The organism is Tabrizicola sp. (genome assembly GCF_030694085.1).
Classification (GTDB): Bacteria; Pseudomonadota; Alphaproteobacteria; order Rhodobacterales; family Rhodobacteraceae; genus Tabrizicola.
The window spans coordinates 1-26,759 of sequence record NZ_JAUXZE010000102.1; the positions used below are offsets into that span (position 1 = coordinate 1).

Consider the following 26,759-nt stretch of genomic DNA (forward strand, 5'->3'; position numbering starts at 1 on the left):
GGGTGCCGCCTGGATCCCGCTCTGGTTCTTCCTGAACCTCTATCTGCAGACCGTGCTGAACCTGTCGGCCTTCGGTTCGGGCCTGGCACTTCTGCCGATGACGCTGGTCATCATGGTCATGATGGTCCGGCTGACCGGCCCTTTGATCGGCAGGTTCGGCGTCAAGCCGGTCATGGTCACCGGCCTGCTGTCCCTCGCCGTGGCGCTGGCGTTCTTCGCTGGCTTGCCCGCCGACGGCACCTTCGCGGCCAACGTCCTGCCGGTCTCGCTCCTTGCGGCGATCGGTATGTCGCTGGCCTATATCCCGGTCACGATGACCGGCATGGGTGGAGCGGCCCCGCAGGACACCGGTCTCGCATCAGGCCTGATCAACACGACCTATCAGGTCGGATCAGCCCTAGGCCTTGCGGTGATGGTTTCGTTCGCCGCCTCGATGCAAGGCGAACCCGAGGCGATGCTGGCGGGCTACCAGACAGCCTTCCTGGGCGCCGCCGTGGTTGCCGCGCTGGCCACCCTGGCCTCTCTGGTCTTCGTTCGCGGCGGTGCGGCCGCCGCCGACGTGCCGGTGGGCTGAACCAAGATCCCCGTGTCCCTGTCCTGCGGGGCGCGGGGACTTCCCGTCCAAACCCGACAAACACCGATCAACCTCTCACGAAAGGAACATGACATGCTTACCCAACTCGCCCGCGCCTGGCGCATCTATTCGCACGAAAAAGCCAGGTCCGCACTTGCCATTCGCCTTGGCCCGCACCTGGCCCGTGATATCGGCACCGAAAAGCCAACGGCAACCTAGATCCGACCGTCCTGCGGGGTGCCTTGCAGCCCAGGGCACCCCTAACCACAAGACTTGAGGCAGCAATCCTTTCAGCAGTGCCAACCGTCCTTGGTAAAGCGCACTCCGGATTATCCAACTTTCCCGCCGGACAGCTACCCATCATGCTTCATCAAGCAGCGCGAAGGGGACCGGACGCAAAGATGGACAAGCTTTCTGTCATGCAAGCCTTCTGCCGCATCGTTGATCGAGGCAACTTTGCGCGGGCGGCAGAGGATCTGGGAGTTTCCGCTACCCTCCTCAGCCGCGAGGTGCGGCTCCTGGAAGAAAACCTCGGCACCATGCTCATCACCCGCACCACCCGCAGCATGTCGCTGACCCAGGCGGGGCGGGTCCATTACGACGAAGCGAAGGGCATACTAGATGCTGTCCACCGGGTCGAGGACAACATCCGCGAAAGCGCGCGGGCGGTCGTTGGCCACTTGCAAATCAATGCGCCTTTGTCCTTCGGACAACTCGTGGGAGCCATGCTTCCAGCGTTTCTGCGGTGCTATCCCGATCTGCGTGTCAGCCCGACGCTGGATGACCGGGTGATCGACATGGTCGAGGGCGGCTTCGACCTGACCTTGCGCATCCGTTCCAGTCTGAAGGTCTCTACGCTCCGGGCCCGCAGACTTGGCGTGGTCCGGGTCGGCATTTCGCGGCACCCGGTTGTCTGGCCCGAACGCGGCACTCCGACGACACCGGCGGACCTCTCGGCGCATGTTGTGGTCGGCTACCTCTTGTCGGAACATTTGACACGCTGGGATCTGCGGGGTCCTGATGGGGCCTTCTCCCTCGCCGTCGACCCCTGCGCCAGGGTCAGTAGCAGCGTCGTCCTGCGGGACCTGCTGATTGCCGGCTGCGGCCTTGGCACGCTGCCCGACTTCATTTCCCGCGCGCCCGAGGTCTCAGGCGCGCTTCAGCGTGTCCTGCACCGGTTCGAACTCCCGCCGCGCGAGATCTGGGCGATCTCTACAGTAGGCCCTTCCAAGCACCTGCGGATCGCCGCCTTCCTCGACCATCTTGAACAGGCACTGGCCCGGGAACTCCCCCCTTCGGTGTAAAGTCTGACTTGCGCTGCGAGGGGTATTTCCCGCTACCCCCAGCATCGATCTTACGGGCAGAGAAACCCCTGCTAGTCAGGATCAGATGACCCGCATACTCGTGCTTTACTATTCCAGCTACGGCCATGTCCTGATCCTAGCCGACGCCGTGGCCGAAGGCGCCCGGACCGGGCCTGGAGCCGCGGTCGACCTCCGTCGCATCCCAGAAACGGTGCCGGCGGACATCCGCAAGAGTGCTGGCTTTGTCGAGGATGACGCCCCGGCTGCCAGCCCGGCCAATCTTGCCGATTATTACGGCATCCTGTTCGGCACACCGACCCGGTTTGGCCTGATGGCCGGGCAGGTGAAGCAGTTCATCGATCAGGCGGGCGGCCTCTGGATGCGCAACGAGCTGGTCGGCAAGGTCGCCGGGGTGTTCGTCTCGACCGGCTCGCAGCATGGCGGACACGAGGCCACGATGCAGCTCCAGTCGCCGACGGCTGAGCCGATGTGATAGTGCCACGCCGAACCGCGTCGTCAGAAGCGAGGTCGGGATCGTCAAGGTAAAGGTTGCCAGCGAAACGAAGCCGATCGCGTCCGTATTCTGGAACAAGGCCGGCCGGCCGGCTGGAGTTGGCTGATGAATACCCCTGACAAGGCATTGAACGATACGCGCAACCTGTCCGAACAGCCGCATGAGCGCATCCGGCGCGACCTTCTGAATGGCGAGCTGTTCCCCGGCGAAAAGTTGCAGATCGAGGCGATCTCCGACCGCTATGGCATCGGCATCGCCCCCGTGCGCGAGGCGTTGAGCCGCCTGTCTTCGGAAGGGCTGGTTGAACGCAAGAGCCAGCGCGGCTTCTTCGTGGCCGAAATCTCGATGACTTCGCTGGAAGAGCTGGTCCAGACTCGGATCTGGCTGGAAACTCTTGCCCTGCGCGAAGCGATCAAGAACGCGACCGAAGACTGGGAGGAACAGCTGGTGCTTGCCTATCACCGTCTGGCGCGCACCAACCGCCGCATGCCCGCCGAGGCGGGCCGCGAAATCTGGGAAGAATGGGAGCAGCGCCTCAAAGAATTCCATATGCTGCTGCTCGACCGTTGTGGGTCCAGCTGGTTTCTCGGTTTCTGCTCGACCATCATGGATCAGGCGGTTCGCTATCGCAAACCGTCAATGAACGTGCACCCCAGTCTCCTGCGTCGCGAGGGTGCCGCGGCCGAACACCAGGCACTTTTGAACGCAGTCATCGACCGGGACGCCGATGGAGCATGTCTGCTTCTTGCGGATCACTACAATACGACGCTCGAAGGATTGCGTGCGGTTATCGAGCCCGGCCAGCAGTGACTAATTCTGAGAAGAGCTGACCTCGCTCCAACCGCGACGAATGGGCACCAAGGTCTAAGCTCGTTGCTCCGTCCGTCTTGGACGCAGTGGCTTGATGCGGTCACATGTGCCGCCTTATCGAGCGCTTTTCAGTTCTGGACTCAGATGCACTCGGCTCCGTCGAGCACCAATGCATGACCTGTCATGAAGGACGACTGATCCGAGGCTAGGAACACGATTCCGCGGGCGATTTCTTCAGCGGTGCCCCAGCGGCCCATCGGGATGTTCCGCGTAACATAGTCCTCCAGCGCGCCGCGGCCGCCCATCTGGCGCTCGAACCCGTCGTTGAAAGGGGTGTCGACGAACCCGGGGCAGAGTGCATTGCAGCGCACGTTGTGGCTTGCATAGTCGACCGCCATCTGTCGGGTCATGGCGATGACCGCGTGCTTGGTTGTGGCGTATGCGATCATCTCGCGGTCGAACTGCACGCCCGAGTTCGACGAGGTGATGATGATCGACCCCTTGCCTTGCGCGGTCATCACCGGCATTGCCGCCCGGGCCGCCACGAAGTGCGACCGGACGTTCAGGCGCCACGAGGCGTCCATCTGGTCGGGAGTGACCTGGTCCAGACGGCCTGGGATCTGGATGCCGGCATGCGAGTGCAGGATGTCCAAGCGTCCGTGCCGGGTTGCGGCACCTGTAATCTCGGCGGTCAGAGCAGCATCGTCGCTTACGTCGACCGCGCGGGCTTCAGCCTTGCCACCGGTCTGCGCGATCTCTTCCGTCACGGCCCGCGCGCGGTCGCTGTCACGATCAGTCACGATGACAAGCGCACCTTCTGCAGCCATGGCTATTGCACCCGCCCGGCCAATGCCCGATCCCGCGCCGGTCACGAAGGCCACGCGATCTTCGAGCAGCATCTTGGAACGCATTGACATCATCCCGCCTTCCGTCCGCGCTGCAGGATCGCCTGTGCCGCGACAAGAAGCAGAAGGGACACCCCCAGGACCATCGTGCCGATGGCATTGATCTCGGGTGTGACCCCACGGCGGATCGAGGAAAAGACGTAAATTGGCAGCGTGGTCTGCGATCCCGCAACGAAGAAGGCGATGATGAAGTCGTCGAAGCTGAAGGTGAAGGCCAGCAGGAACCCGGCAAGGATGCCGGGGAAAATCTGCGGCAGCGTCACCTGCCGGAACGTGCCCCAGGGCGTCGCACCCAGGTCGGCCGAGGCCTCGATCAGGCTGCGGTCCATGCCCGCCATCCGGGCGCGGACGATGATGATGACCAGCGCCATCGCGAACAGCCCATGCGCCGCGATCAGCGAGCCGTACCCGAGCGTAAGCTTTGGGGCGGCGTCGGCCAGCGGCCAGATCGCCGCCAGAATCGGGTTCAGCCAGTCAAAGACCGTGACGAGGGCGATCAGCGTTGCGATGCCGATCACGATTCCGGGCACCATGACGGCGATGTAGATCAGCGCGTCGAAGGCCAGGCGCAGCCGTCCCCTCACCGATTGCAGCGCCATTGCGGCCATCGTGCCGAAGAGGGTGGCCAGCACGGCCGAGCTTAGCGCCACGGTCAGACTGGTGGTCAGCGCGTCCATGACGAAGGGGTTGGACAGCGCCTTTCCGTACCACTGGGTCGAAAAGCCCTGGAACTGCGAGGCGTGGCGTCCGGCGTTGAAGCTGAACAGCGCGATGATCCCGATCGGGATGTACAGGAACAGATAGACGGCAAGCGCATAGATCCGCATGGTTCCCCCCTTACATCAACGAGACATCGTCGCGCCCGCCCGCCCAGCGGCGGGTGAAGTGCAGATAGGCCGCGACGGTGACCAGCATCACCAGCACCAGCGCCACCGCGACGGCCGAGCCGAAGGCCCAGTTCCGCGACTGCAGGAACAGGTCGACCAGTGCATTGCCGATGAAGAAGACCTTGCCACCCCCCAGCATGGCCGGGATCAGGAACTCGCCCATCAACAGGATGAAGACCAGCATGCAGCCCGTCGCGACACCCGGCATCGACAGGGGCAGCGTGACCTGCAGGAAGCTGCGCCAGGGCGGGCTGCCAAGGTCCGAGGACGCTTCGAGCAGACGCTTGTCCAGCCGCTCCAGCGCCACATAGATCGGGAACACCATCAGCGGCAGATAGCCGTAGACGATGCCGACCAGCACCGCGAAGGGGGTATTGATCAGGCGCGGGTTGCCAAGCCCCAGGGCGTTCAAGAGTGAGGGGATACCCTGCCCGCCCAGTAGGTAGATCCAGGCATAGCTTCGGATCAGGATCGAGGTCCAGAACGGCACGATCACCAGGATCAGCAGCACCGTCCGCCATCTGGGCGAGGTCCGCAGCGCCAGGAAGTAGGCCAGCGGATAGGCGATCAGCAGGCAGATCAGCGTGCCAAGCGGCGCCAGGATCAGCGTGTTCTTGAACGCGGCCCAGCGGGCACCGAGGTTCAGGAAATTATCGAAGGTGAAGGCGGGCACATAGCCGCCCGCCGCCCCCCGTTCGCCAAAGGAAAACACGAAGACGACGATCAGCGGCAGGACCAGCATGCACAGGAACCATGCCCCGGCGGGGGCAAGGAACAGCCATGTCTTCAGGTCCCGCCGCTGCATGGGATCAGGCCGACTTGAAGCGCGCCATCAACTCGGCGCGGTTCGGGTCGGTCAGCGTCACCGCCGCACCGAATTCCAGCGCCGACAAGAGGTCGGCGGCGGGATACATGATCGGGTCGTTCAGCATCTCGGGCGGCAGGATCGCGTTCACCCGCGCATCCGCCACCGGATAGCCGTGGAACGCCACTTCCTTCGCGTTCACCTCGGGCGCGAGCAGGTAGTTGATCAGCGCATAGGCCGCGTCCCGGTGCGGTGCGCCCTTCGGGATGGCGAAGAAGTCGGACCAAAGCTCGCCGCCTTCCTTGCCCAGCACATAGTCGATCTCGGGCATGTCGCGGTGCAACTGCAACCCGTCGCCGGTCCAGGCGATCGACATCCAGGCATCGCCCGACCGCATCGACGGCTGGTAGTCGGAGTTGATGGCAAAGAGATGCGGCTTGGCGTCAATCAGCAGCTTCTCGGCCTCGGCCAGTTCGGCCGGATCGACCGAGTTGAAGGAATAGCCGAAGTATTTCAGCGCGTTGCCGATGGTGGTCAGCTGATAGTCATGCACCATGGTCCGGCCCGAGAACTCGGCCATGGTCATGTCCCAGAATTCCTTCCAGGTCGTCGGCTTCGGCAGGCCGCCCAGGTTCGCCGTGTTCACCACAAAGCCCGTGGTGCCCCAGTTGCGCGGGACGGCATAGACCGTGCCATTCACCGTGCCCGCGTCCGCAAAGCGCGCATCGAAACTTGCCGCGTCGTAGTTCGGCAGCATCGACAGGTCCAAGGGCTCGATCAGGTCTTCGTCGACATAGGTGGTGATGGTGTAGTTGGTCGGCACGAACACATCCCAGCCCGAGCCGCCGGCCTGAAGCTTGGCCAGCATCTCCTCATTCGATCCGAAGACGTTCAGGTCGACCGCCGCCCCGGTTTCCGCCGTGAAGGCGTCGAAGTTGGCCGGGTCGTGATAGTTCGGCCAGCTTGCCACCACCACCCGGTCGCCGATCGAGCCTTGCGCATGGGCGGCCCCACGCAGCCCCGGCACCGCGGTTCCCAGCACGCTGGTCGCCAGCCCCAGGCCCGTCACGCCAAGGAAGTGCCGCCGCGTCACCGAGCCTTTCTTGTAGCGATAAAGCTCTGCCATGAACTTCTCGCGCGAGAGGAAGTCATTCCGGTCTGTCATGGTGATTCTCCCAGTTGCTTCGTTCGTGTTTCAATCGTCCGACAGGATCAGCGCGGCCCCGTCCGTCCATGAGGCAAAGGCCTGATCCCCCGGTTCGAACCCGCCTTCGCTGGCTTCGGCCTGACGCGAGACCAGCACCAGGAAGTCGCCCAGATCGATGTTGCGGACGAGGTATTCGGTGTGTTCGCCCAGAAAGATGCGGTTGATGACCTCGACCGGCACGGTCTGGCCGGCGGTCTCGCGGGACAGCGCGATCTGCTCGGGGCGCAGGCTGGCCGTGGCGGTCTGCCCCACGGCGATATCCACCGGGGCCACGCCAGCTATCTGCCGACCGGCGGCCACTGCAAGCTCGGTCCGTCCGGCTGCAACCTTGGTCACCTTTCCGGCGAAGAAGTTCGATTTCCCGACAAAATCGGCCACATATCGGGTGGTCGGCCGGTCATAAAGCTCACGCGGACTGCCTACCTGGACGATCCGCCCGCCCCGCATGATGCAGATGCGGTCAGACATTGACAGCGCCTCTTCCTGGTCATGGGTGACAAGGATGAAGGTGATGCCCAGCTGCCGCTGCAGGGTCTGAAGCTCGATCTGCATCTCGCGACGCAGTTTCTTGTCCAGGGCCGCCATCGGTTCGTCTAACAGCAGAAGCTTCGGCTGGTTCACGATCGCGCGGGCAAGCGCCACGCGCTGCTGCTGTCCACCCGACATTTCCCATATCCGTCGCGGGCCGAAGCCGGGCATACGCACGGTCTCCAACGCCTGGTCGACCGCGCGGGCGATCTCGGTCTCGGGCGGGCGGGGGCGGCGCTGGCGCAGGCCATAGCCGATGTTCTGCGCCACGGTCAGGTGCGGGAACAGCGCATAGTGCTGAAAGACCATGTTCACCGGGCGCTGATGCGGTGGCACATCGTTAACCCGCTGCCCGTCCAATAGGATGTCTCCCGAGGTCGGCGTCTCGAACCCCGCCAGCATCCGCAACGCGGTCGTCTTGCCACAGCCAGAGGGGCCGAGGAACGACAAGAACTCTCCTCGACGGATCGCTAGGTTCAAACCCTCTGCCGCGACCACAGCGCCATAATGTTTGCTCGCCCCGCGAAGTTCCGCGATCGGGGCAGCTTGCGTTTCGGAAAAAGGTTTCAGGTTGCTTTCCATCGAACGGTGTATATGCCTTGAATCCAGGTTCACCGTAGGAACGACACCATTCGATGTATATACCACAAATTGCATACTTGGACGGTGCATGGTGGCAAGATGGATAGGGCGAGCCTCTTGGCACGAACCGGTGCTGTGGTTGATGCAATCGGACAGGATGGCTTCGCCCCCGCCCTGACGAGTCTTCTGCAGGCCGTGGCGCCGTATACCTATACTGTGGTTTTCGGCTACATCGGTTCCGCCCGACCGCTGGACCTTTACGACGATTTCCCAGACGCCAAGCGGCAGATCTTCGTGACCGATTATCAAGAAGGTCCCTACCTACTCGACCCGTTCTATCTTGCGGTGACACGCCCCGTGCCGGCCGGTCTTTACCGGATGCGCGATCTTGCGCCAGACCGATTCTATCAGGGTGAATACTTCCGAAACTACTACATTCAGACCGGGCTTGCCGAAGAGATCGGCTTCTTTGTCGATTTCCCTGATGGTGCGACGGTCATTCTATCGCTGATGCGCGATGAGCGGCCCTTTTCCACGCGCGAGATGAAAGCCCTGGCTGAAGTTCAGCCCCTTGTAGCCGCAAGCATCCGCCGGCACTGGGCCGATCTCTCTTCGCGGTTCGATACCGCGTCACAAAAGCGAAATGGACCAGCAAAAGAGACCGATCTCGAAAGGTCGTTCCACAGTTTTGGAGACGGGCTCCTTACAGCGCGTGAGCGCGAGATCGTCGAACACACACTGAAGGGTCATTCGGCCGAAGCGGTCGGCCGCATCCTGGGCAACTCGCCGGGAACGGTGCGCATTCACCGGCGCAACATCTATGCAAAGCTGCGTATAAGCTCACAGGGAGAATTGTTCTCACGTTTCATCCAGACACTGGCTCGGACTTGAACCGGAGATTGCGCACCCCCGGACCTCTCTTCCAATTGCACAACCGTGTGAAACGAAGGCCAACCCAAATCCTCGCTGCCGTTTAGGAGCATTGGCGGAAACCTGCCACCGGCCGAGTTCCCCAGATCCAGATCTAGATGATGGGCGGCGAGAAGCGCGCCGCACTCCGCTCTGCCTTGCCAAGCGCCGATCTGGGTGCCTGGCGGCATTTCGTGGTCGGCGTCGCTACGCCAAGTCGCTATGGCCCTGGCGTGCTGGGAGATGCCGAGTTGTTGGTTGTCTCGTCGGTAGGTAGCGATCACCGTTATCTTCGTCACTCCCGCAACCGAGACCGAGCGCCGCTGGCTGAACGAGTTGCGCGAAGCATCGGACGTATCCGGGGTTCTCAAACTGCAGCAGCCACAAGGAACCGATGCGCGGGTTCGTGTTCTGCGGCTGCTTCTCGACACAAGTGAAATGTGACTGAAGGAACTGTCAGCCGTTTCCAGAGAAGAATCAGGTCTGACGAGGTGTTGCGCGCGCTCCTTCAATCTTGGGTCCATCTCGACATGGGCCGACTTTCTACTGAAAAGGTCCGCCCGAGCGATCCGGGAAACTGTTCCGGACGTGCAAACTCACATTCTACAACGCTTTGATTTTTCGGGAATTTTATTGGTCGGAGCGAGAGGATTCGAACCTCCGACCCCCTGCTCCCGAAGCAGGTGCGCTACCAGACTGCGCTACGCTCCGACCGTGGGCGGGGGTTACCCCGTCCCACGGCCTTTGGCAAGAGGCGTCACGCCTGATCGCCGCCCTTGTCGAAACGCTTCAGCCAGCCCGAGATGCGGGGCAACGTGCCCATTTCCAGGCGTGAGCGGTTCTCCAGTACGGGGCGGTTCTGGCTGATCAAGGGCGTGCTTTCCCGCAGAACGATGTAGATACCCGAGGCGATGATCACGGCAGAACCAACAGCGGTATAAAAGTCGACGCTTTCGTTGAAGAACAGCCAACCGTACAGCACAGCCCAGATGATCTGGGAATACTGCATCGGTGCCACGATGATCGCCGCGGCGACCCGGTAGGCAGCGATGCTGGCCAAGGCACCGATCATGCCCAGGAAGGCCATCACCGCAGTCAGGGCCAGATCCTCGACCGGCATCGGCTGATAGACGAAGGGCATGGTCGCTCCGGTGGCGACAAAGGTCAGCACCATCGGATACAGCATCAGCACCACGGACCGTTCATCCCGCCCGATCTTGCGCACGATGATCGAACTCAGCGACCCCGTGGTGGCCGCCCCCAGCGCGGCAAGGTGGCCCAGCGAGAAGCCGTCTCCACTGCCGGGACGAAGGACGATCAGCACGCCCAGAAGACCGACGATCACCGCGATACCACGGCGCATGCCGACCTTCTCGCCCAGCATGGGGATTGCCATCAGAGTGATGAAAAGGGGCATCGCGAAGAAGATCGCGTAACAGGTCGCCATCGGCAGGACCGAAAAGGCGTAGAACCCCATCACCCCCGTCACCACCGCGCTGACCGTGCGTATTGCCGTCCACCAGGGATGGCGCGGGATCAAGGTGCTTTCGCGGCGGTCGCTCAGCAAAAGCACGGTGACCAGTGGAAAGCCCATCAGTCCGGCAAAGAACATGGTCTGGAAGGCGGAATAGGTGCCGCCCAGGTACTTCACCACGACGTCGTGGGTGGCATAGGCAGCAAAGGCGGCCAGCGACAGAAGCGCACCGCGAAGCGAAGGAGACATGCGAAAAGATCCGGGGCTGGGCGTGAAGCTCACGCCACGTTAGCGGAAACACTCTCGCCTGTTCGCCGGGCGGATGCAAGACCACGCGGGGCTCAGGCCAGGGACTTTTGCCGCTCTTGCCGCCAGACCACCAGGATGCCCGCAGCCGCGATGATGACCATGCCCAGAGCAGTGCTTGCGGTCATCGGCTCGGCAAAGAACAGCGCCCCGAAGACCGCGGCCCAGGCGATCTGCGAATATTGGGTCGGAGCCACCACCACAGGCGGCGCGGCGCGGTAGGCCGCGAACATCAGCATCGTGCCGGCCAGGCCGAAGACCGATATGCTGGCGACGGTGGCAAGATCGTGCGGCGGCATCGGCTGATAGCGGGACGGCAGCAAGAGGAAGGCAGCAATGCACTGGCCCAGCACCGGGTAAAGCAGCATCGCGACCAAGGACTCGGCCGCCCCTGTCCTACGGACGATCAGATAGTGGACCGCCGCCATCAGCATCCCCACGACAGCCGCCAGATGACCGATCCCGAAATCGATCCGCCCGGGGTTCAGCGCCACGATCACGCCGACCAGCCCCAGCACCACCGCGACCCCGCCCATCGCATCCACCCGGTCGCCCAGGATCGGCCAGGCCAGAAGTGTCAGGACCAGTGGCAGTGTGAAGAAGATCGCATAGGCCTGGGCCAAAGGCATTGCCGTGAAGGCATAGGTGACCAGAAGCGCATTGGCGATCAGCGCAACGACCCGGATCGCCATCAGCCAGGGATGCACCGGGCGCAGCTGTCCCCGGTCCTTCAGCCACAGCAGGGCGATCAGCGGCAGGGTGAACAGGCTTGCGAAGGCCACGATCTGCACCGGATTGTAGGTCCCGCCCAGAAACTTGATCGTGCCATCCGCCACCGAGAACAGCGCGAAGCCCGCCAGCCCGAGAAGGACACCCCGGACATTCGCAGAAAGGATGGACATGATGGGCTACGGTTCCTGTCGCCGTCTGGCGACTCTGGGTATTTGCAACTCTGCCGCGACGCATAGCAAGCCCGGGCTTCGGCGTCACGGTGCAAACGGCAGCGCTCTGACCGCCTGTTTCAGTCGCGGTCCAGCTGCCGTGTCGCCTGAACGGCCGCTTGCAGGACAAGGGCGAAGCCAAGCAGGACCAGCCCCGGCGTCAGCGGCGCGTTGAAAAGCCACAGGGGGATCGCGACGGTGGGCATGAAGGCGGCAAGCACCAGAAGGCTGCACCGCCGCCACGGCGCTCCCTCGGTTCCCTTTGCCCGGTCGCAGGTCAAAAGCAGCGCCGCCGCGGCGATCCCGTAGTCGTAGGTCAGCCAGTAGGGCACTGCGACCAAGGTGGTCATGATCGCAAGCGCGGCGCGCAGGTCGGCATCCCGGCACTGCCGCAGCGCCCATCCGGCGACGCCGATGACCGGGACTGCGACGGCTGCATGGACGGTCAGCGCAACCTGCGGATCAACCTCCAGCACGCGCAAGGCGCCGAAGATGGTCGGCATCATGCCCAGGAAGATCCCGAAGAAATCCGTCATGACCCGCGACTGGTAGGGCAGGGTCTGCGTCAGGTAGCCGGACCAGCTTTCCCAGCCGAACAGCACGCCGGACAGGATGACCAGCCCCGCCGCCGTCAGCGAGGCCGAGGCAATCACCAGCCAGCGCCTTTCGATCAGCAGCAGCAGCGGCAAGAGGACGCCAAGCTGCGGCTTGATCGTCAGACAGCCGATCAGGACACCGGCCAGGACAGGCCGCTCCATCCGAAACGCCAGCCCTCCCAGCAGCAGGGCCGCCGACAGAAACCCGTTCTGCGCATGGTAGAGGTTGTCGAAGATCGAGGGCAGCACCATCGCTGTCGCCAATGCCAGGCTTATGATGATCGGCCCGACGAAGGCCCGCAGCGCCCAAAGGTAGGCCACCAGCGTCAGGCCCAGGAACCCCGCCATCGCGGGGAAATAGCCAAAGAACCCAAGCGGCCAGATCACCAGCAGGTAATGCGGCGGATAGCTCCAGTTCCGCCAATGCGTGTCAGGGCCGAACTGATCGGTCAGATGCCGGAAGTAGGTGGCGTGATCGGCAAAAAGATCCAGAACCTGTCCGTTCAGCACCAGCCGCGCCGCCGTCCAGTAGTTCGCGAAGTCCTTGTCGATCAGCCATGCTTCCATTCAGTTACAGGCTTGCGTCCAGGGCTGCGATGACAGCGTCGCCCATCTGGCTGGTCGAGACCGGGGTGCCGCCCTCAGGTCCCATCAGGTCGGCGGTCCGCACGCCGTCGGCCAGTACCTTCTCGACCGCCTTTTCTACCCGAGTCGCGTCTTCGCCCATGTCGAAGCTGTAGCGCAGCGCCATCGCAAAGCTCAGGATGCAGGCGATCGGGTTGGCCTTGCCTTGCCCGGCGATGTCGGGCGCGCTGCCATGCACGGGTTCGTACAGCGCCTTCGGGCGGCCGTTGGCCATCGGCAGGCCCAGGCTGGCCGAAGGCAGCATCCCAAGCGACCCGGTCAGCATCGCCGCCATGTCCGACAGCACGTCGCCGAAAAGGTTGTCGGTCACGATCACGTCGAACTGCTTCGGCCAGCGGCACAGCTGCATCGCGCCGTTGTCGGCATACATGTGGGTCAGGGCGACATCCGGGTAGTCGCGGTCATGCACTTCCTGCACCACCTCGCGCCACAGGATGCCTGATTCCATCACGTTGGCCTTCTCCATCGAGCAGACCTTGTTGTTGCGCTTGCGGGCAAGTTCGAAGGCCGACCGCGCGACGCGGGCAATCTCGGATTCCGTATAACGCTGGGTGTTGATCCCCACGCGTTCGTTGCCTTCCTTGAAGATCCCCCGAGGCTCGCCGAAGTAGACGCCGCTGGTCAACTCGCGCACGATGACGATGTCCAGACCCGCCACGACCTCACGCTTCAGGCTGGAGAAATCTGCCAGAGCGTCAAAGCACTGCGCCGGGCGCAGGTTCGAAAACAGGTCCATCTCCTTGCGCAGACGCAGAAGCCCCCGCTCGGGTTTGACGGAAAAGTCCAGGCTGTCATATTTCGGCCCGCCCACTGCACCCAGCAGCACAGCGTCAACCGCCTGCGCCTTGGCCATCGTGGCATCGGTCAGCGGCGTGCCATGCGCGTCATAGGCGCAACCGCCGACCAGGTCCTCGGACACGTCGAAGTGGACGCCGCGCTTGGCCCCCATCCAGCCGATGATCTTCTTCACCTCGGCCATGACTTCCGGGCCGATGCCGTCGCCAGCAAGGATAAGGAGGGAAGGATTTGCCACGTGCGTGCTCCTGGAAAAAGTGTCGCGGTTCGCCTAGCCCTTCGGCCCGAAAACTTCAAGCGGCGAAGGCTGCGCCAAGGGCATCCCACACCCGACGCAACCGGGGCGATTGGCGCAGGCGGGGGGCGGCGGTCAGCCAGACCGGCAGGCTGGGCAGGTCGGGGATCACGTCGATCCGTTCCAGCAGCGGATCGAGATCGCCCAGCGCGCGCAGGATGCCGCCCAAACCGCATCCGGCACGGACGAGTTCGACATAGGTCAGCGGGTCGTCGCAGCGTACCGGAAAGAAGCTGCGGCCTACCTCCATCCCCAGCCCGCGCATGACCCGAATGATCTGGTCCATCCGGTCCTGTCCGACGAAGTCGTGCTGCATCAGGTCTTCCGCGCGGGTCGGGCGTCCCTTGCGGTCCAGGTAGCTGCGGGCGGCGAAAAGCCCCAGTGGCAGCTGGCCGATCTGCCGCGCCACCAGGTCTGCTTGTGTCGGCCGGTACATGCGCAGGGCGATGTCGGCCTCACCGAAAAGCAGGTTCTCGGTCGTGTCCGACGGGACAAGATCGATCTGGATGCCCGGCTCCTCGTCCCGCAGACGTGCAAGGATCGGAGGCAGGATCACATGTGACACGACGCGGCTGGCGGTGATCCGCACCGTCCCCTCGATCCCGTCCGTGCGCCCCTTGGCGGTCAGCGCCAGCTCTGCCGCCGCCACCTGCATCGCGCGGGCTGCTGGCAGCATTGCGTTCCCCGCCTCGGTCAGAGCCTGACCCTGCGCCGTCCGGGTGAACAACTGGACCTGCAGCGCCGCCTCGATTGCCTGGATGTGGCGGCCAAGAGTGGGCTGGCTGATCCCGGTGGCCCGCGCTGCGGCCGACAACGACCCGGCCTCGGCTACGGCCAGGTAGGAACGGATCAGTGTCCAGTCGAGTGTGCCCATTCACTTATGAATACTGGGTGGATAATTTCATGCAATTCCTTTTGCGATTGCCCGACCGCATATCCTGTGGAAAGGAGTTCGTTCATGACACAGACAGCACTGGTTCTTGGCGCGTCCGGCGGGTTTGGCGGTCAGGTCGCAAACGCTCTGCAAGGCGCAGGCTGGACCGTTCGGCGCTACAAACGCGGCACCGACATGGCACAGGCGGCGAAAGGCGCGGACCTGATCGTCAACGGGTTGAACCCTCCCGCCTATCACGACTGGGACCGCCTGATCCCCGAGATCACCGCATCGGTCCTGGCGGCCGGAAAGGCCTCGGGCGCGACGCTCCTCGTGCCCGGAAACGTCTACCCCTACGGCACCCAGCCCGGTCCCTGGAACGCCGGCACGCCGCACCGGCCGGTCAGCCGCAAAGGCCGCATCCGCGCCGAGATGGAGGCGCGGTATCGCGCTGCAGCAGACCAGGGCCAGCGCACGATCCTGCTGCGGGGCGGCGACTTCCTCTTGCCCGAGGCACCGCAGATGGTGATGAACCGCCTGATCCTGGGCGAGGTGGCCAAGGGAAAGGTCACCACGCTGGGCGATCCCCACGCGCTGCACGCCTATGCCTACCTTCCTGACATGGCCCGCGCGGCGCTGGCTTTGGCGGCATTGGGCGATGCGCTGCCCGCCTATGCCGACATCCCATTCGGTGGCCACGCCTTTACCATCTCCGACCTTGCGGCCCGGATTTCCCGCCTGTCCGGTCGCCCGATGCGCATCAAACGCTTCCCGCGCTGGATCTTCACTGTCGCCAGCCCGGTCTGGGAACTGGCGCGCGAACTGCGCGAGATGCTGTATCTCTTCGACCACCCGCACCAGCTTGATCCCGCCCCCCTGCGGCGCTGGCTGCCGGACTGGCAGGACACCGATCTCGACACGGTGATCGCGCGTCACCTTCAGGGCAGGATGATGTCGACCCAGACCGGAAAGTGATGCGACGCGGCGGCCAGTTCGGGCATCAGCGGATCGTCCGGCGCGGGCCACAGGACGCCCGCCCCGGAGACCACCAGGTCGGCGGCGGGTAGCACATAGTCCAGCCGCAGACCGCCAAGGTGGTCGTAGATCACCGTATCCAGCGCCGGATCGCCGAGGTGTGCTGGCTCTGCGCGACCGTGCTGTCCCGTCGGCTTCGGGTCCTGCAGCAAAGGATGCGCAAGAAGCCCCCCGATCCCCTCACGTCGCCCGTCGCCGTCGTCGGGGTCCAGATTGCCGTCTCCCAGCAGGACGAAGGGCGCGTCGGGCGGGTGCATCGGCAGCCTGCCGTCCAGCAACATCCCCCAGAAGGCCGCCTCGTCATGATTGCGCCGACCGTTGCGGTCCTTGGGCCCGTCAAAGACCGGCGGCGTCGCATGCCAGGCCAAGAGGTGCAAGCGACCCGCGTCGGTCCTGATCGGCACGTCCCAGAATCCGGTCGTCGCCAGGCGCTGCACCAAAGCCAGCTCTGGCGGGTCGTCGGACAGACTGCCCGGCAGGTCCCGCCACAGAAAGGCCGAGAAATCCCGCGCGCCTTCCTCGATCGGCAGCCGCGACAGCACCGCCATCCCGGCATGGCCCGAGAACAGCCCGAACCCTTGCGCATCGCGCGCATCGCCCAGCCTGCCGTTGCCGTCGATATCGAACCCGGTCTGCATCCCGGTGTTCGGTCGCAAGGCGAATTGATGGGGATAGTCCAGGCCTGCCGCACGCAGTTGATCGGCCAGCAGCCCCAGCGCGACCCCGCCCCGGTCGTAATCGACCGATGTCAGCAGCACCACATCCGCCTTCAGCGCCACGAGAACCCGAACCACGGCCCCAGCCTGCGGGTCCCCTGCGGCAAGGTCCTTTACCAGAAGTCCCGGACCCGACCGGTCCAGCGCGACGTTCCAGGTGGCGATGCGCAGCGTCTCGGCCTCTGCCGGCAGCGCAAGCAGGAACGCCAGAAGAAGAAGGCGGCTAAAGATCGTCGTCCTCGTCCTCGTCATCCGCGCTGCGGTCCAGCTTGGACGGCTCGATCGCGCCCAGGACCGCCAGCTTTGCCGCCCGCTTGATCCGTATCATGTCGGCGATCCGCGCCATCGCGACCGCCCGCATGATCAGCGCCGCGGGCAGATAGGCCCAAAGCGCCATCGCCCAGATCAGCGTCTGTGGCGAGGTCAGCGTCTCGGCCGGGATGCCGGTGCTTAGAAGTGCGACCACGGCCGGGATGACGAAGGGCAAAAGGAAGCCCACGGCCAGGTTGGCATGAGAATCCCGCACCAGCCGGTCGACGACGTCGCCCCCGGCGGTCGGCTCGAAGGTGGGCAGGTTGACCCAGACGTTGAACGCCGCCTTGGTCGACGGCCAGCCGACAAGCTTCAGCACGATCACGAACAGCGCCAGCGAGAACAGCGAGATCAGGTAGGCCGTCCCCGCCGCGATCTTGACCTGTGCGATCTGCGCGGGCGTGGCATTGGCGTCCAGCATGTAGCTGACCAGCCGCACCGGCGAATACGGGAAGTCAAGCGAGGCGCCGATCAGAAGGCCCACAGCATGAAAGAAGCGCGAGACGGTGGTCGAATGTTCGATATCGGCGACGATGGCCGACAGGATCACCACGATCGTCAGCATCATCAGAAAGCGGATCCGGTTGTAGGGCGCGCCGTCGCGGAACTCGATCAGGCTGGGGTAGACGGCGTTGTATTCGAAGAACACAAGCGCGCCGCCGAACAGCGCGACCAGCGCAACGATCTGCTTGGTGTCGGTGCCGATGCCGGGCAGGATGACCGAGGGCACGACGATCAGGATCATCACCAGAAAGGCCCGCACAGCCGCAGCCGTCGCGCGGGACAGCCAGGTCCGCGCCCAGCCGTCGGTCGACACCACAGCGGTCAGTCGCAACCTGCTGCGCAACCCTTCAATCAATGCGGTGCCGCTTGCCACAATTCCGCCCAATTCCACACCGTCTCCAGCCGACTCGCCCTGGTTGTGCGCATCTAGACCAAGCTTTGTGGCCATTTCAGGGTCAGTCTAGGCCGAACGGGCGAAGTCGTGCAGATTCATCGCACAATCTTGGTCACCTGTTGCCCAGGCGTCAGCTTTCGCGGAAGGCGCGGCCAAGGTAGTCGGTGAAGGGTTTGACCAGATAGGCAAGCGGTGTCCGGTCCCCCGTCTGCAGGAAGACATCGACCGGCATCCCGGGGAGCAGCACCTGATCGCCAAGGCGGGTCGCTTCGCCCGCGTTCAGTTCCAGCTCGGCACGGTAGTACTGCGTTCCCGTCGCGGGGTCGCGCAGCGCATCGGCCGAGACCATGACCACCGTCCCCTGCAGATGTGGCGTCGTCCGCGAGGAGAAGGCCGGAAACACAAGTTCCGCCGCCTGGCCGACGATCACCTCGTTGATGTGGATCGGGGCGATGCGCGCGGTGATCACCAGGGGCCGGTCCTGCGGAACAAGGTAAAGCACCGGCTCGCCCGCGCGCAGCACGGCGCGGGGCGTCGTCACTTGCAGGCCCAGGACAATGCCGGACACCGGTGCCCGGATCTCCAGTCGGTTGATGCGTTCGGCCAGGGCACGGCGACGCTCGGCCAGTTCCAGCATCTGCGCCTCGATGTCGCGCAGCTCGGTCGTCGCCGCTTCTCGCCGGGTGCTTGCAAGGCCGGATACCTGCATCTCGGTTTCGGTGATCTGGCCGTCGCTGCGCGCAAGCTCGGCCTCCAGCGCGCCAAGTTGCCCCGAAAGCCGCGCCTTTTCCCGTTCCAGGGACAAGAGCGGTCCGGCCCGCGCCAAACCCTTGGCGCGCAAGCCCCGCTGCACCGCCAGTTCCTGCTCGACAAACTCCAGCTGCGTGCGGACCGCGCCGCTCTGGGCCAGAAGTCCGCCCGACTGCGCGGCAATCTGGTCGATGCGCCGCAGCAGAAGCGTGCGCGCCTCGTCCAGCGTCGTGCGTCGAGCCTCGAACAGGCGGCGCTGACCGTCCAGTTGCGCCGCGACCGCGGGCGTGGTGGCGGCAAGGGCCAGAAGGTCCGCCGCGAACTCAACGACGGCGCTGCCGTCGCGCTCGGCCTCCAGGCGGGCGGCCTGGCTGGAAAGCGCGCTCAGCCGCCCATCGACGATGACCAGTTCCGACTGCAGCGCCGCCCCGTCCAACCGAATCAAAGGGTCCCCGGCCGAGACCCGTTCCCCTTCGACCACCAAGATCGCCTCCACCACGCCGCCTTCGGGGTGCTGGACGATCTGGCGGTCGCGCTCGACCTCGATCTGACCCTGGGCGATGACCGCACCCGCGATCCGCGCGGTTGTCCCCCAAAGCCCCAAGACCAGGACCAGCGCCACGAAGGCAGCCAGGCCCAGGATCACGGGCCCGCGGATCGAAAGCACTCCGCTCATGCGACACCCGCGGGGGCTGTGGTACGCGCGATGTCTCCCGCGTTCCGAACCATTTGCCGCAGGACGGCATCGCGCGCGCCGAAGGCCGCTGCGGTGCCCTGGTGCAGCACCAAAAGCAGGTCGCAGTCCTGCAGCGCCGCGGGTCGGTGCGCCATGATCAGCACGGCGGCCCCCATCTCTTTCGCGGCCCGGATCGCCTGGTTCAGTGCCTGCGCCCCCTCGTTGTCGAGGCTTGAATTCGGCTCGTCCAGGATCAGAAGCACCGGGTCGCCATACAGGGCCCGTGCCAGGCCGATGCGCTGGATCTGGCCTCCTGACAGACGACTGCCCACGCTTGCCACCTGGGTGTCATAGCCTTCAGGCAGCTCCAGGATCATCTCATGCGCTGCGGCCGCCTGCGCCGCCGCGACAATCCGGCCCGGATCGGCACCGGACTGCAGCCGGGCAATGTTCTCGGCGATGGTGCCGTCAAATAGCCCCACCCGCTGCGGCAGATATCCGATCAGGCTGCCCAGGACGTCGGGATCGAACTGGTTCAGCGCCGCGCCCTCCAGCCGGATGCGACCCGCGCTGGGCCCCCAGACCCCGATCAACGCGCGCGCCAGCGTGGACTTTCCCGAGGCCGATGGCCCGATCACCCCCAGCGCCTGCCCGGGACCCAGCCGGAAAGACAGATCCCTCAGCACCGGGGTCGCGCCACCAGGCGGCACCACGGTCAGCCCCTGCACCTCCAGCACCGCCCGCGGTCGGGGCAGCGGAGTGCGTGTCGGCACACTGGGCTCAGCCGACAACAACCCGGCGAGCCGCACCCGCGCCTGCCGCGCCCGGGTCAGGACCGGCCACTGCCCCACCGCCTGCTCGACCGGCTGCAAGGCACGCCCCATCAGGATAGAGGCCGCGATCATCGCCCCCGCCGAAAGCTCTTGCCGCAAGACAAGCCAGGCCGCGAGCCCCAGCATCGCGGATTGCAGGAACAGGCGGAACGTCCTGATCAGGACCGTATAGCGCCCAGAAGCGTCCGAGGCAGTCAGCCCCGCCACCAGCGCCTGCTCCCGCCACCGATGCAGCCGGATGAAGGCTGCCTGGGTCATCCCCAGCGCCTGGATGACCTCGGACTCGGCCTTCAGGTTCTCGGCCTGCCGGTCGGCCGCAAGCATGGCCAGGGTCGCGGTGTGCAGGGGCCGCTCGGTGCTGCGCTGGTTCAGCCAGCTGAAAAGCACGATCATCAGGCCACCGCCCAGGGCCAGCCACCCCAGCCAGGGATGGAAGACGAAGATCGCCGCTGCAAAGACCGGCGCCCAAGGCGCATCGAACAGCGCCAGAAGCACAGGGGAGGCCCAGAACCGCGCGATGGCGTCCAGGTCGCGCTGCGCGACCTGTGCCGCATGGTCCTGCGGGGCGACGGCCAGCCTGCGGAACGCGGCAGACAGGACGCGCGGATCAAGGCGGGCCTGAAGCCGGGCACCCAGCCGCGCGGTGATCCGGGTGCGGGCATGGTCTAGAAGGCCCATCAGCAGAAACAGAAACCCCATCAGCAGCGAAAGCGCCAGCAAGGTTTCTTCCGACCGAGAGACCAGGACGCGGTCATAGACCTGCAGCATGTAAAGCGGCGCGGTCAGCATCAGCAGGTTGACCATCGTCGAGAAGATCAGGGCGATCATGATGGCTTGACGCGACTCGGCTCCGGCGGCCGCAAGCTCGGCCAGTCCGGGCGCAGGACTGGGCACTTGGTCGGGCGCTGTGATCATGGGCCTTGCCATCCAACTCGTCCTTGGCGTGTTCCTGCCAGCCGCGACGTCTGTGCCACGCTTCGCCGTTGTGTTGGACAAGTCACGGACTTATGCCTTGCCAACGCCGACGCAAGACTATGCTTAGCGGCGTATTGGCCGCACAGTAGGATCATGGGTCTGAACATTTCCTTTATTTCCGGGCAGCATCTGCGCAGAACGCTTGCCCTTCTCGCAGTCGCGGGTCTTGCGGCCTGCGGTGCCGCGCCGTCGGGTGACGGCTTCAATGATCCGTTCGAACCCGCAAACCGCAAGGTCCATGCCTTCAACAAGGGTGTCGACCGTGCGCTGGTTGGTCCCGCCTCCAAAGGCTTCGGCAGCGTCCCCGAGCCGGTGAAGCGTGCGGTCGGCAATGTCGCGGACACGCTCGACCTGCCTGGCGACATCGCGAACAACCTGCTGCAACTGCGCCTCGTGGCTGCGGCCGAGAACACGCTGCGGCTGGCCGCCAACCTGACCTTCGGGCTGGGCGGCACCATCGACATCGCTTCCGAGCTTGGCCTGCCGGAAAACCCCACCGATTTCGGCGAGACGCTGCATGTCTGGGGCGTGGGCGAGGGGCCTTATGTCGAACTGCCGCTTGCCGGCCCCTCGACCGTGCGCGACACGGTCGGCAGCGTGGTCGATGTCGCGCTGAACCCGGTCCGGTTGGCACTGCCCAAGAAAGAGGCCACCGCCGCCACGGTCCTCAAGCTGTTCTCACGCCTTGGTGATCGCGACCGCTTCTCGGATACGGTGGATTCGCTCCTATATGAAAGTGCAGACAGCTATGCTCAGGCGCGGCTCCTTTACCTGCAGAACCGGCGGTTCCAGCTGGCGAAGGCGGGCGGTGCCGCCGCAGCCAACGACGACGGGTTCATTGACCCCTATGCAGATGCACCCAGCGACGACGCCTTCATCGACCCCTATGAGGACCCCTATGCCCAGTGACCTGACCCTCTCGCGCCGCGGCTTCGTGGCTGGACTGGCAACTGCCGCGGCACTGGCCGCGCTGCCCCGCCCCGCCCTGGCGCTGACGGCCGAAGCCGCGAAGGGTCTGGTCGACAAGACGGTCGCCGACATCAATTCGATCATCAACTCGGGCAAGTCCGAAGCCGCAATGCTGCGCGACTTCGAGCAGCTCTTCGCCCGCTATGCCGACGTGCCCGCCATCGCGCGCTCGGTCCTTGGCACGGCAGCCCGCTCGGCCTCGAAGGGGCAGCTTTCGGCCTATACCAAGGCCTTCCAGGGCTACATCAGCCGCAAATACGGCCGCCGCTTCCGTGAATTCCAGGGCGGCAAGATCGACGTCGCCGAGGCCCGCGCGGTGAAAAGCTACTACGAGGTAATCTCGACCGCCCGCCTCAAGGGTGAGGCCCCGTTCGAGGTGCGCTGGCACGTCAGCGACAAATCCGGCAAGAGCCTGTTCTTCAACATCATCATCGAGGGCGTGAACATGCTGGCCTCGGAACGCACCGAGATGGGCGCGCTTCTGGACCAGCGTGGCGGCAGCCTTGACCGGCTGATCGCGGATCTCTCCAGCCTCTAGGCCTGTCCGGCCCCTGCGCCCGTCCGGCCCCTGCGCCCGTCCGGCCCTTCAGACCGCCAGCCCTTCAGACTGGCGGGGACCGCTTCTCGACGGTGATCGCATAGTGCAGGCCGTCCGGCCCGAAGGTCCGGCTGGATGTGCCACCCAGCTGGGACGGGACGATCATGTCCAGGATCATCGAGCCAAATCCGCTGCGCTGCGAAGGCGCGGCGGGACCGACCCCCGATTCGATCCATTGGAAGGTGAAGCCTCGCCCGGCATCGCTTGACCAGGACACATCCAGGCTTCCGCTCGCATCCTTCAGTGCCCCGTACTTCAACGAGTTGGTCGTCAGTTCGTGGATCGCCATCGACATCATCTGCGCCTCGCTGGCCCCCAGCAGCACCTCTGGCCCACCGATGGTCATCTGGGCCGCAAGGTCATCGTGGCCGTACTGAAGCTGGCGGGCGATCACTTCGCCAAGGGACATGCGATCCCAGTTGGTGCCGATCAGGTAGGAATGGGTCCTGGCCATCGACTGCATGCGCGCGTCGAACCGTTCCAGGAAGGTCGGCAGCGTTTCGGAAGACCCCGCCGTCCGCCGGGCGATGACCTGAACCAGGCTCAAAAGATTGCCGACCCGGTGCTGAAGCTCGTGCGCAATCGCGTTCTTCTGCTCTTCCGCCCGGACCAGTTCGGTGATGTTCTCGGTGATCTGCACCACATGGCCGATGCTGCCGTCGGGACCGATCAGTGGAGTGTGGCGGCAGCGCCACCAGGCTTCGGTTGTGCGGCTCAGGTCGTTCGGGTCCGGGATGCTGTAGGCCAGCCGCTCGATTGAATTGGCTTCGCCAGCCAGCGCGCGCCGCATGGAGTGTTCCAGCGGTCTACGCCGCTCCTCGACCTCCGGGAACGCTTCGAAAAGGTGGCGCCCGATCAGCTCCGGCAAGGTCCGGCCGACCGTCTCTAGATACATGTCACTGGCCATCACGTAGCGAAGGTCGCGATCAAGCACCATCAGCGAGGCGGGCATGTCGCGCAGCACGGTGAGATCCAGAGTGGGATCAGTAGAGCCAAACATAAAGGACAATTCCCGATTAACCGCGAACCCACACCCTGCCACGGCTCAGGATAGGGCCTTCCTGGACCATATTCGAACTTCAAGACTGCCAGCGGCGTGCCCGCCGATCAAGCCTCAGTTGCCCAGCACGTCGTCCAGCAACTGTTCCACCAGATCGCCGCGCCTGCCTTCGACCGGGCCTTCCATCACCGCGCCCTCGGGCGGCGGGCCATCGAACACCGGCACATCCTCGGGCAGGGGGGCGGTATAGGCCTGGGGCAGCGGCTGTTCGTACTGCTCGCCATCGAAAAGCGGGGCGTTGGGGTCGTCGAAATAGGGCACGTCCTCAGCCGAGATCGCTCCATCACTGCCGCCGACCGGGGCATAGGTCGAATCGGGGATGTCCTTGATCAGCGGCTTCGGCGGGACCCCTTCGTTGATCCGTACCATGACTTCATGCCAGATCTCGGCAGGCAACCCGCCGCCCGTCACCCCGGTCAGCGGCGAGTTGTCGTCATAGCCCATCCAGACGCCGACGACGTAATCGGCGGTAAAGCCCACGAACCACGCATCCCGCGCGCTTTGCGTGGTGCCGGTCTTGCCCGCCGCTTCGCGGTCTTTCAGCCGTGCCCGACCTCCGGTGCCGGAATTCAGCACCTCGGTCATCATGTAGGTCAGCGCGTGGGCCGCCTTCTCCGAGATCACCCGCTCGCCGATGCCGCCGCCCGCGCCGAACAGGGGCTCGTCCATACCCTTCAGCTTCAGCGAGTCGAAGCCATAAGGCGCGACCGAGGATCCCCCGTTCAGAATCCCTGCGAAGGCCCCGGTCATGTCGATCAGCGTCGATTCCGACACGCCCAGGGCCAAAGCCGGGCCGTCGGCAAAGTTCTGCGCCAGGCCGAAGTCGGTCGCCACCTGCTTCACCAGATCGCGGCCCACCGCCTCGGACACGCGGACCGCCGGGATGTTCCGGCTTTCAGCCAGGGCTTGCGTCAGCGTGATCTGACCCTTGAACTTCTTGTCGTAATTCTGTGGACACCAGTCGCCCGACCCGGCCGTGTAGATGCACATGGGCGTGTCCTCGACATAGTCCAGCGGGCTGTAGCCCAGGTCCATCGCCACGGCATAGATGAAGGGTTTGAAGGTCGATCCCGTCTGCCGCAGCGCCTGCGTCGCGCGGTTGAAATCGCCCGCGTTGGGCAGGTTGCGCCCGCCGACCATCGCCCGCACCGCGCCATCCGCGCTCATGACCACGATGGCCGCCTGGGCCTTTGACCCCGCCTTCACCTTGTTCTCGAAGATCCAGGTCAGGGCCTCTTCGGCCTTCTTCTGCATCTCCTGGTCCAGCGTGGTCTCGATGACCACGTCTTCCGTCGTGTCCCGTGCCAGGTAGTCCGGGGTCGTCTCCATCACCCAGTCGGCGAAATAGCCGCCCGACTTCTGCCGTGCCGCCTTGGACAGCGCGGCCGGACTGGCCCGCGCGGTGTCGGCCTCGGCCTTGGTCAGGTAGCCCTGTTCCTCCATCAGCCCGACAACCACCGCCGCCCGGTTCCGCGCCCGCTCCAGGCTTGCCGTCGGCGCAAATGTGGACGGAGCCTTCAACAGCCCCGCCAGCATCGCCGCCTCGGCCGCGCTGACGTCCTTGGCCGACTTGCCGAAATACCGCTGCGCCGCCGCCTCGAAACCCCGCGCGCCCGCCCCCAGATAGGCGCGGTTGAAGTAGATCGTCAGGATGTCTTCCTTGGAGTACTTGACCTCCATAGCCATCGCGAAGGGGACTTCCTTCAGCTTGCGCCAGATGCCACCCCTGCGGCAGTCCTTCTCGTAGTCGGCCTCGGACTTCCACTTCGTCGGGTCCCACTGCACCCCCAGACACAGAAGCTTGGCCGTCTGCTGGGTGATGGTCGAGCCGCCGTTGCCTTCGAACGCGCCGCGCCCTTCGGACAGGTTGATGCGGATCGCGCTGGCGATGCCGCGCGGACTGATCCCGAAATGCCAGTAGAACCGTCGATCCTCGGTCGCCACGACCGCGTCGTGCAGGTCGGGCGACACGCTTTGTGCCGTCACCATGCCCCCGAAGGTCTCGCCCCGCCAGGCGAAGACCTCACCCTTGCGGTCCAGCATCGTCACCGATCCGCGCGCGCGACCGTCCACGACCGCCTCCAGCTCGGGCAGTTGCGCGTAGTAGTACCACACGAACCCGCCCAGAATCAGCGCCCCGATCGCCGAGCCCCGCCAGGCGATGCCCCAGATCACCCGCCAGATCGCCACAAACAGCCCGACCACCAGCCCGTGCTGCCGTCTGGGCCGTGCCGCACGCGCCCGCTTGCGCGGCTCTTTCGGCGGCGCAGGCTTGCGCGGCCCGCCACCCGACGGGGCCGCGCGCGAAGTCGAATACCTCTTGTCTGCAACAAGGGGGCCACGCCCCCGGTCTTTCGCTGCCATGCCTGCTCTGCCACTCGCAACCTGGGCCATTCCGACCCCTTTGCAGGCGACAATATCCCGGATCTGACGGAAAGCGAAGTCAGCTGGACGACGATTCGCGTCGCTCCGCCGCCCAAGAATTAGGCATACGCCAGGATAAGTGCAAAAAATGTGCACTTATGCCCCCGGCACGTCCCGGCCGCGCGGTCCATTCCTTGTGCATTCGCAGCAATGCCCGCCCTCATTCCCAACGAAGGGTCCGCGCCCTGAATGCCGCACAAGAGAGGGGAAGCACGTGAAGCTCATCATTGCAGCAATCAAGCCGTTCAAGCTCGAGGAGGTCCGCGAAGCGCTGACCGCCATCGGCGTGCGCGGGATGATGGTGACCGAGATCAAGGGGTTCGGCAGCCAGTCCGGCCATACCGAGATCTACCGTGGTGCCGAATATGCCGTGAACTTCGTGCCGAAGGTCCGGCTCGAGATCGTCGTCTCCGACGCCCTGTCCGATCAGGTCGTCTCGACGATCCAGAAGACGGCAAAGACCGACAAGATCGGCGACGGAAAGATTTTCGTTCTGGACGTAGAACACGCCGTGCGGGTCCGCACTGGCGAAATCGATGACGATGCGCTGTGAAAGCGTGGG

The 26,759-nt window shown here is 64.8% G+C and carries 26 protein-coding genes and 1 tRNA gene; 10 read left to right on the forward strand and 17 right to left on the reverse strand.

Going from position 1 to position 26,759, the window contains the following annotated elements; all coding sequences use genetic code 11:
* The 5 genes from Q8M85_RS22665 to Q8M85_RS22685 form a co-directional block, all read left to right on the forward strand.
* Positions 1-574, forward strand: a 574-nt coding sequence (locus Q8M85_RS22665) for an MFS transporter (protein ID WP_305549132.1), incomplete at its 5' end; no start/stop codon positions are given.
* Between the two features lie 93 nt (positions 575-667).
* Positions 668-793 carry a hypothetical protein gene (locus tag Q8M85_RS22670; protein ID WP_305549135.1) on the forward strand — a complete coding sequence of 42 codons (126 nt, stop codon included), beginning with the start codon at positions 668-670 and terminating at the stop codon, positions 791-793.
* A gap of 182 nt (positions 794-975) precedes the next feature.
* On the forward strand, positions 976-1,878 hold the full coding sequence (locus tag Q8M85_RS22675) for a LysR family transcriptional regulator (protein WP_305549138.1): 903 nt from the start codon (positions 976-978) through the stop codon (positions 1,876-1,878).
* Positions 1,879-1,963: 85 nt separating this feature from the next.
* A complete protein-coding gene (wrbA, locus tag Q8M85_RS22680) occupies positions 1,964-2,371 on the forward strand; it encodes an NAD(P)H:quinone oxidoreductase (RefSeq protein WP_305549141.1) in 408 nt (135 codons plus the stop codon).
* 126 nt (positions 2,372-2,497) lie between these two features.
* Positions 2,498-3,202, forward strand: a complete 705-nt coding sequence (locus Q8M85_RS22685) for a GntR family transcriptional regulator (protein WP_305549144.1) — start codon at positions 2,498-2,500, stop codon at positions 3,200-3,202.
* A gap of 140 nt (positions 3,203-3,342) precedes the next feature.
* Here Q8M85_RS22685 and Q8M85_RS22690 read toward each other — a convergent pair whose 3' ends face one another.
* From Q8M85_RS22690 to Q8M85_RS22710, 5 genes are read right to left on the reverse strand one after another with little or no spacing between them, the layout of a single operon-like run.
* A complete protein-coding gene (locus Q8M85_RS22690) occupies positions 3,343-4,101 on the reverse strand; it encodes an SDR family NAD(P)-dependent oxidoreductase (RefSeq protein WP_305549503.1) in 759 nt (252 codons plus the stop codon).
* A gap of 17 nt (positions 4,102-4,118) precedes the next feature.
* Entirely contained in the window at positions 4,119-4,934 is an 816-nt protein-coding gene (locus tag Q8M85_RS22695; RefSeq protein ID WP_305549147.1) for an ABC transporter permease, read from the reverse strand.
* A 10-nt stretch (positions 4,935-4,944) separates the two neighbouring features.
* Complete coding sequence (locus Q8M85_RS22700) at positions 4,945-5,799, reverse strand: ABC transporter permease (protein ID WP_305549150.1); 855 nt, start codon at positions 5,797-5,799, stop codon at positions 4,945-4,947.
* Positions 5,800-5,803: 4 nt separating this feature from the next.
* Positions 5,804-6,964 (reverse strand): PotD/PotF family extracellular solute-binding protein, encoded by a 1,161-nt coding sequence (locus tag Q8M85_RS22705; protein WP_305549153.1) that lies wholly within the window; start codon positions 6,962-6,964, stop codon positions 5,804-5,806.
* A gap of 30 nt (positions 6,965-6,994) precedes the next feature.
* Positions 6,995-8,116 (reverse strand): ABC transporter ATP-binding protein, encoded by a 1,122-nt coding sequence (locus Q8M85_RS22710; protein WP_305549156.1) that lies wholly within the window; start codon positions 8,114-8,116, stop codon positions 6,995-6,997.
* 99 nt (positions 8,117-8,215) lie between these two features.
* Between Q8M85_RS22710 and Q8M85_RS22715 the strand changes: the two genes are divergently transcribed.
* On the forward strand, positions 8,216-9,007 hold the full coding sequence (locus Q8M85_RS22715) for a helix-turn-helix transcriptional regulator (RefSeq protein ID WP_305549159.1): 792 nt from the start codon (positions 8,216-8,218) through the stop codon (positions 9,005-9,007).
* 652 nt (positions 9,008-9,659) lie between these two features.
* Here the strand turns inward: Q8M85_RS22715 and Q8M85_RS22720 are convergent.
* The 6 genes from Q8M85_RS22720 to Q8M85_RS22745 all read right to left on the reverse strand — a co-directional run bounded on the left by Q8M85_RS22720 (position 9,660) and on the right by Q8M85_RS22745 (position 14,951).
* Positions 9,660-9,736 (reverse strand) — tRNA-Pro (locus Q8M85_RS22720).
* A gap of 46 nt (positions 9,737-9,782) precedes the next feature.
* Positions 9,783-10,748, reverse strand: coding sequence for a DMT family transporter (locus tag Q8M85_RS22725; protein ID WP_305549162.1), 966 nt, complete (start codon positions 10,746-10,748; stop codon positions 9,783-9,785).
* Positions 10,749-10,840: 92 nt separating this feature from the next.
* On the reverse strand, positions 10,841-11,707 hold the full coding sequence (locus Q8M85_RS22730) for a DMT family transporter (RefSeq protein WP_305549166.1): 867 nt from the start codon (positions 11,705-11,707) through the stop codon (positions 10,841-10,843).
* Positions 11,708-11,826: 119 nt separating this feature from the next.
* The gene (locus tag Q8M85_RS22735; protein WP_305549169.1) at positions 11,827-12,909 is read right to left on the reverse strand and encodes a glycosyltransferase family 87 protein; all 1,083 of its coding nucleotides are present in this window, start codon (positions 12,907-12,909) and stop codon (positions 11,827-11,829) included.
* Positions 12,910-12,913: 4 nt separating this feature from the next.
* Complete coding sequence (gene leuB, locus Q8M85_RS22740; RefSeq protein WP_305549172.1) at positions 12,914-14,020, reverse strand: 3-isopropylmalate dehydrogenase; 1,107 nt, start codon at positions 14,018-14,020, stop codon at positions 12,914-12,916.
* Between the two features lie 55 nt (positions 14,021-14,075).
* The gene (locus tag Q8M85_RS22745) at positions 14,076-14,951 is read right to left on the reverse strand and encodes a LysR family transcriptional regulator (RefSeq protein ID WP_305549175.1); all 876 of its coding nucleotides are present in this window, start codon (positions 14,949-14,951) and stop codon (positions 14,076-14,078) included.
* Between the two features lie 84 nt (positions 14,952-15,035).
* Here Q8M85_RS22745 and Q8M85_RS22750 point away from each other — a divergent pair, with 84 nt between their 5' ends.
* Positions 15,036-15,926 (forward strand): epimerase, encoded by an 891-nt coding sequence (locus Q8M85_RS22750; RefSeq protein WP_305549177.1) that lies wholly within the window; start codon positions 15,036-15,038, stop codon positions 15,924-15,926.
* Here Q8M85_RS22750 and Q8M85_RS22755 read toward each other — a convergent pair.
* The 4 genes from Q8M85_RS22755 to Q8M85_RS22770 all read right to left on the reverse strand — a co-directional run bounded on the left by Q8M85_RS22755 (position 15,890) and on the right by Q8M85_RS22770 (position 21,098).
* A complete protein-coding gene (locus tag Q8M85_RS22755) occupies positions 15,890-16,954 on the reverse strand; it encodes an endonuclease/exonuclease/phosphatase family protein (protein WP_305549180.1) in 1,065 nt (354 codons plus the stop codon). The two genes, Q8M85_RS22750 and Q8M85_RS22755, sit on opposite strands and share 37 nt — an antisense overlap.
* The gene (locus Q8M85_RS22760) at positions 16,926-17,966 is read right to left on the reverse strand and encodes a hypothetical protein (protein ID WP_305549183.1); all 1,041 of its coding nucleotides are present in this window, start codon (positions 17,964-17,966) and stop codon (positions 16,926-16,928) included. Before Q8M85_RS22760 ends, Q8M85_RS22755 begins: the two co-directional genes overlap by 29 nt.
* Positions 17,967-18,042: 76 nt before the next feature.
* Positions 18,043-19,338 (reverse strand): HlyD family type I secretion periplasmic adaptor subunit, encoded by a 1,296-nt coding sequence (locus tag Q8M85_RS22765; RefSeq protein WP_305549186.1) that lies wholly within the window; start codon positions 19,336-19,338, stop codon positions 18,043-18,045.
* On the reverse strand, positions 19,335-21,098 hold the full coding sequence (locus tag Q8M85_RS22770) for a type I secretion system permease/ATPase (RefSeq protein ID WP_305549189.1): 1,764 nt from the start codon (positions 21,096-21,098) through the stop codon (positions 19,335-19,337). The genes Q8M85_RS22765 and Q8M85_RS22770 overlap by 4 nt, the downstream gene beginning before the upstream one ends.
* 141 nt (positions 21,099-21,239) lie before the next feature.
* Here Q8M85_RS22770 and Q8M85_RS22775 point away from each other — a divergent pair, with 141 nt between their 5' ends.
* Complete coding sequence (locus Q8M85_RS22775) at positions 21,240-22,055, forward strand: VacJ family lipoprotein (RefSeq protein ID WP_305549192.1); 816 nt, start codon at positions 21,240-21,242, stop codon at positions 22,053-22,055.
* Complete coding sequence (locus Q8M85_RS22780; protein WP_305549195.1) at positions 22,045-22,653, forward strand: phospholipid-binding protein MlaC; 609 nt, start codon at positions 22,045-22,047, stop codon at positions 22,651-22,653. Before Q8M85_RS22775 ends, Q8M85_RS22780 begins: the two co-directional genes overlap by 11 nt.
* A 64-nt stretch (positions 22,654-22,717) precedes the next feature.
* Here the strand turns inward: Q8M85_RS22780 and Q8M85_RS22785 are convergent, their stop codons facing one another.
* The gene (locus tag Q8M85_RS22785) at positions 22,718-23,677 is read right to left on the reverse strand and encodes a sensor histidine kinase (protein WP_305549197.1); all 960 of its coding nucleotides are present in this window, start codon (positions 23,675-23,677) and stop codon (positions 22,718-22,720) included.
* Positions 23,678-23,827: 150 nt separating this feature from the next.
* Entirely contained in the window at positions 23,828-26,137 is a 2,310-nt protein-coding gene (locus Q8M85_RS22790; protein ID WP_305549200.1) for a transglycosylase domain-containing protein, read from the reverse strand.
* 274 nt (positions 26,138-26,411) lie between these two features.
* Between Q8M85_RS22790 and Q8M85_RS22795 the strand changes: the two genes are divergently transcribed.
* Complete coding sequence (locus Q8M85_RS22795) at positions 26,412-26,750, forward strand: P-II family nitrogen regulator (RefSeq protein ID WP_305549203.1); 339 nt, start codon at positions 26,412-26,414, stop codon at positions 26,748-26,750.
* The last annotated feature ends 9 nt before the right edge of the window (positions 26,751-26,759 follow it).

What these genes read in the sequence shown, in the direction of transcription:
- Q8M85_RS22670 (WP_305549135.1), top strand. Translation starts at nt 668, where the DNA reads ATGCTTACCCAACTCGCCCGCGCCTGGCGCATCTATTCGCACGAAAAA.
- Q8M85_RS22675 (WP_305549138.1), top strand. Translation starts at nt 976, where the DNA reads ATGGACAAGCTTTCTGTCATGCAAGCCTTCTGCCGCATCGTTGATCGA.
- wrbA (WP_305549141.1), top strand. Translation starts at nt 1,964, where the DNA reads ATGACCCGCATACTCGTGCTTTACTATTCCAGCTACGGCCATGTCCTG.
- Q8M85_RS22685 (WP_305549144.1), top strand. Translation starts at nt 2,498, where the DNA reads ATGAATACCCCTGACAAGGCATTGAACGATACGCGCAACCTGTCCGAA.
- Q8M85_RS22690 (WP_305549503.1), bottom strand. Translation starts at nt 4,101, where the DNA reads ATGCTGCTCGAAGATCGCGTGGCCTTCGTGACCGGCGCGGGATCGGGC.
- Q8M85_RS22695 (WP_305549147.1), bottom strand. Translation starts at nt 4,934, where the DNA reads ATGCGGATCTATGCGCTTGCCGTCTATCTGTTCCTGTACATCCCGATC.
- Q8M85_RS22700 (WP_305549150.1), bottom strand. Translation starts at nt 5,799, where the DNA reads ATGCAGCGGCGGGACCTGAAGACATGGCTGTTCCTTGCCCCCGCCGGG.
- Q8M85_RS22705 (WP_305549153.1), bottom strand. Translation starts at nt 6,964, where the DNA reads ATGACAGACCGGAATGACTTCCTCTCGCGCGAGAAGTTCATGGCAGAG.
- Q8M85_RS22710 (WP_305549156.1), bottom strand. Translation starts at nt 8,116, where the DNA reads ATGGAAAGCAACCTGAAACCTTTTTCCGAAACGCAAGCTGCCCCGATC.
- Q8M85_RS22715 (WP_305549159.1), top strand. Translation starts at nt 8,216, where the DNA reads ATGGATAGGGCGAGCCTCTTGGCACGAACCGGTGCTGTGGTTGATGCA.
- Q8M85_RS22725 (WP_305549162.1), bottom strand. Translation starts at nt 10,748, where the DNA reads ATGTCTCCTTCGCTTCGCGGTGCGCTTCTGTCGCTGGCCGCCTTTGCT.
- Q8M85_RS22730 (WP_305549166.1), bottom strand. Translation starts at nt 11,707, where the DNA reads ATGTCCATCCTTTCTGCGAATGTCCGGGGTGTCCTTCTCGGGCTGGCG.
- Q8M85_RS22735 (WP_305549169.1), bottom strand. Translation starts at nt 12,909, where the DNA reads ATGGAAGCATGGCTGATCGACAAGGACTTCGCGAACTACTGGACGGCG.
- Q8M85_RS22745 (WP_305549175.1), bottom strand. Translation starts at nt 14,951, where the DNA reads ATGGGCACACTCGACTGGACACTGATCCGTTCCTACCTGGCCGTAGCC.
- Q8M85_RS22750 (WP_305549177.1), top strand. Translation starts at nt 15,036, where the DNA reads ATGACACAGACAGCACTGGTTCTTGGCGCGTCCGGCGGGTTTGGCGGT.
- Q8M85_RS22755 (WP_305549180.1), bottom strand. Translation starts at nt 16,954, where the DNA reads ATGACGAGGACGAGGACGACGATCTTTAGCCGCCTTCTTCTTCTGGCG.
- Q8M85_RS22760 (WP_305549183.1), bottom strand. Translation starts at nt 17,966, where the DNA reads ATGGCCACAAAGCTTGGTCTAGATGCGCACAACCAGGGCGAGTCGGCT.
- Q8M85_RS22765 (WP_305549186.1), bottom strand. Translation starts at nt 19,338, where the DNA reads ATGAGCGGAGTGCTTTCGATCCGCGGGCCCGTGATCCTGGGCCTGGCT.
- Q8M85_RS22770 (WP_305549189.1), bottom strand. Translation starts at nt 21,098, where the DNA reads ATGGCAAGGCCCATGATCACAGCGCCCGACCAAGTGCCCAGTCCTGCG.
- Q8M85_RS22775 (WP_305549192.1), top strand. Translation starts at nt 21,240, where the DNA reads ATGGGTCTGAACATTTCCTTTATTTCCGGGCAGCATCTGCGCAGAACG.
- Q8M85_RS22780 (WP_305549195.1), top strand. Translation starts at nt 22,045, where the DNA reads ATGCCCAGTGACCTGACCCTCTCGCGCCGCGGCTTCGTGGCTGGACTG.
- Q8M85_RS22790 (WP_305549200.1), bottom strand. Translation starts at nt 26,137, where the DNA reads ATGGCAGCGAAAGACCGGGGGCGTGGCCCCCTTGTTGCAGACAAGAGG.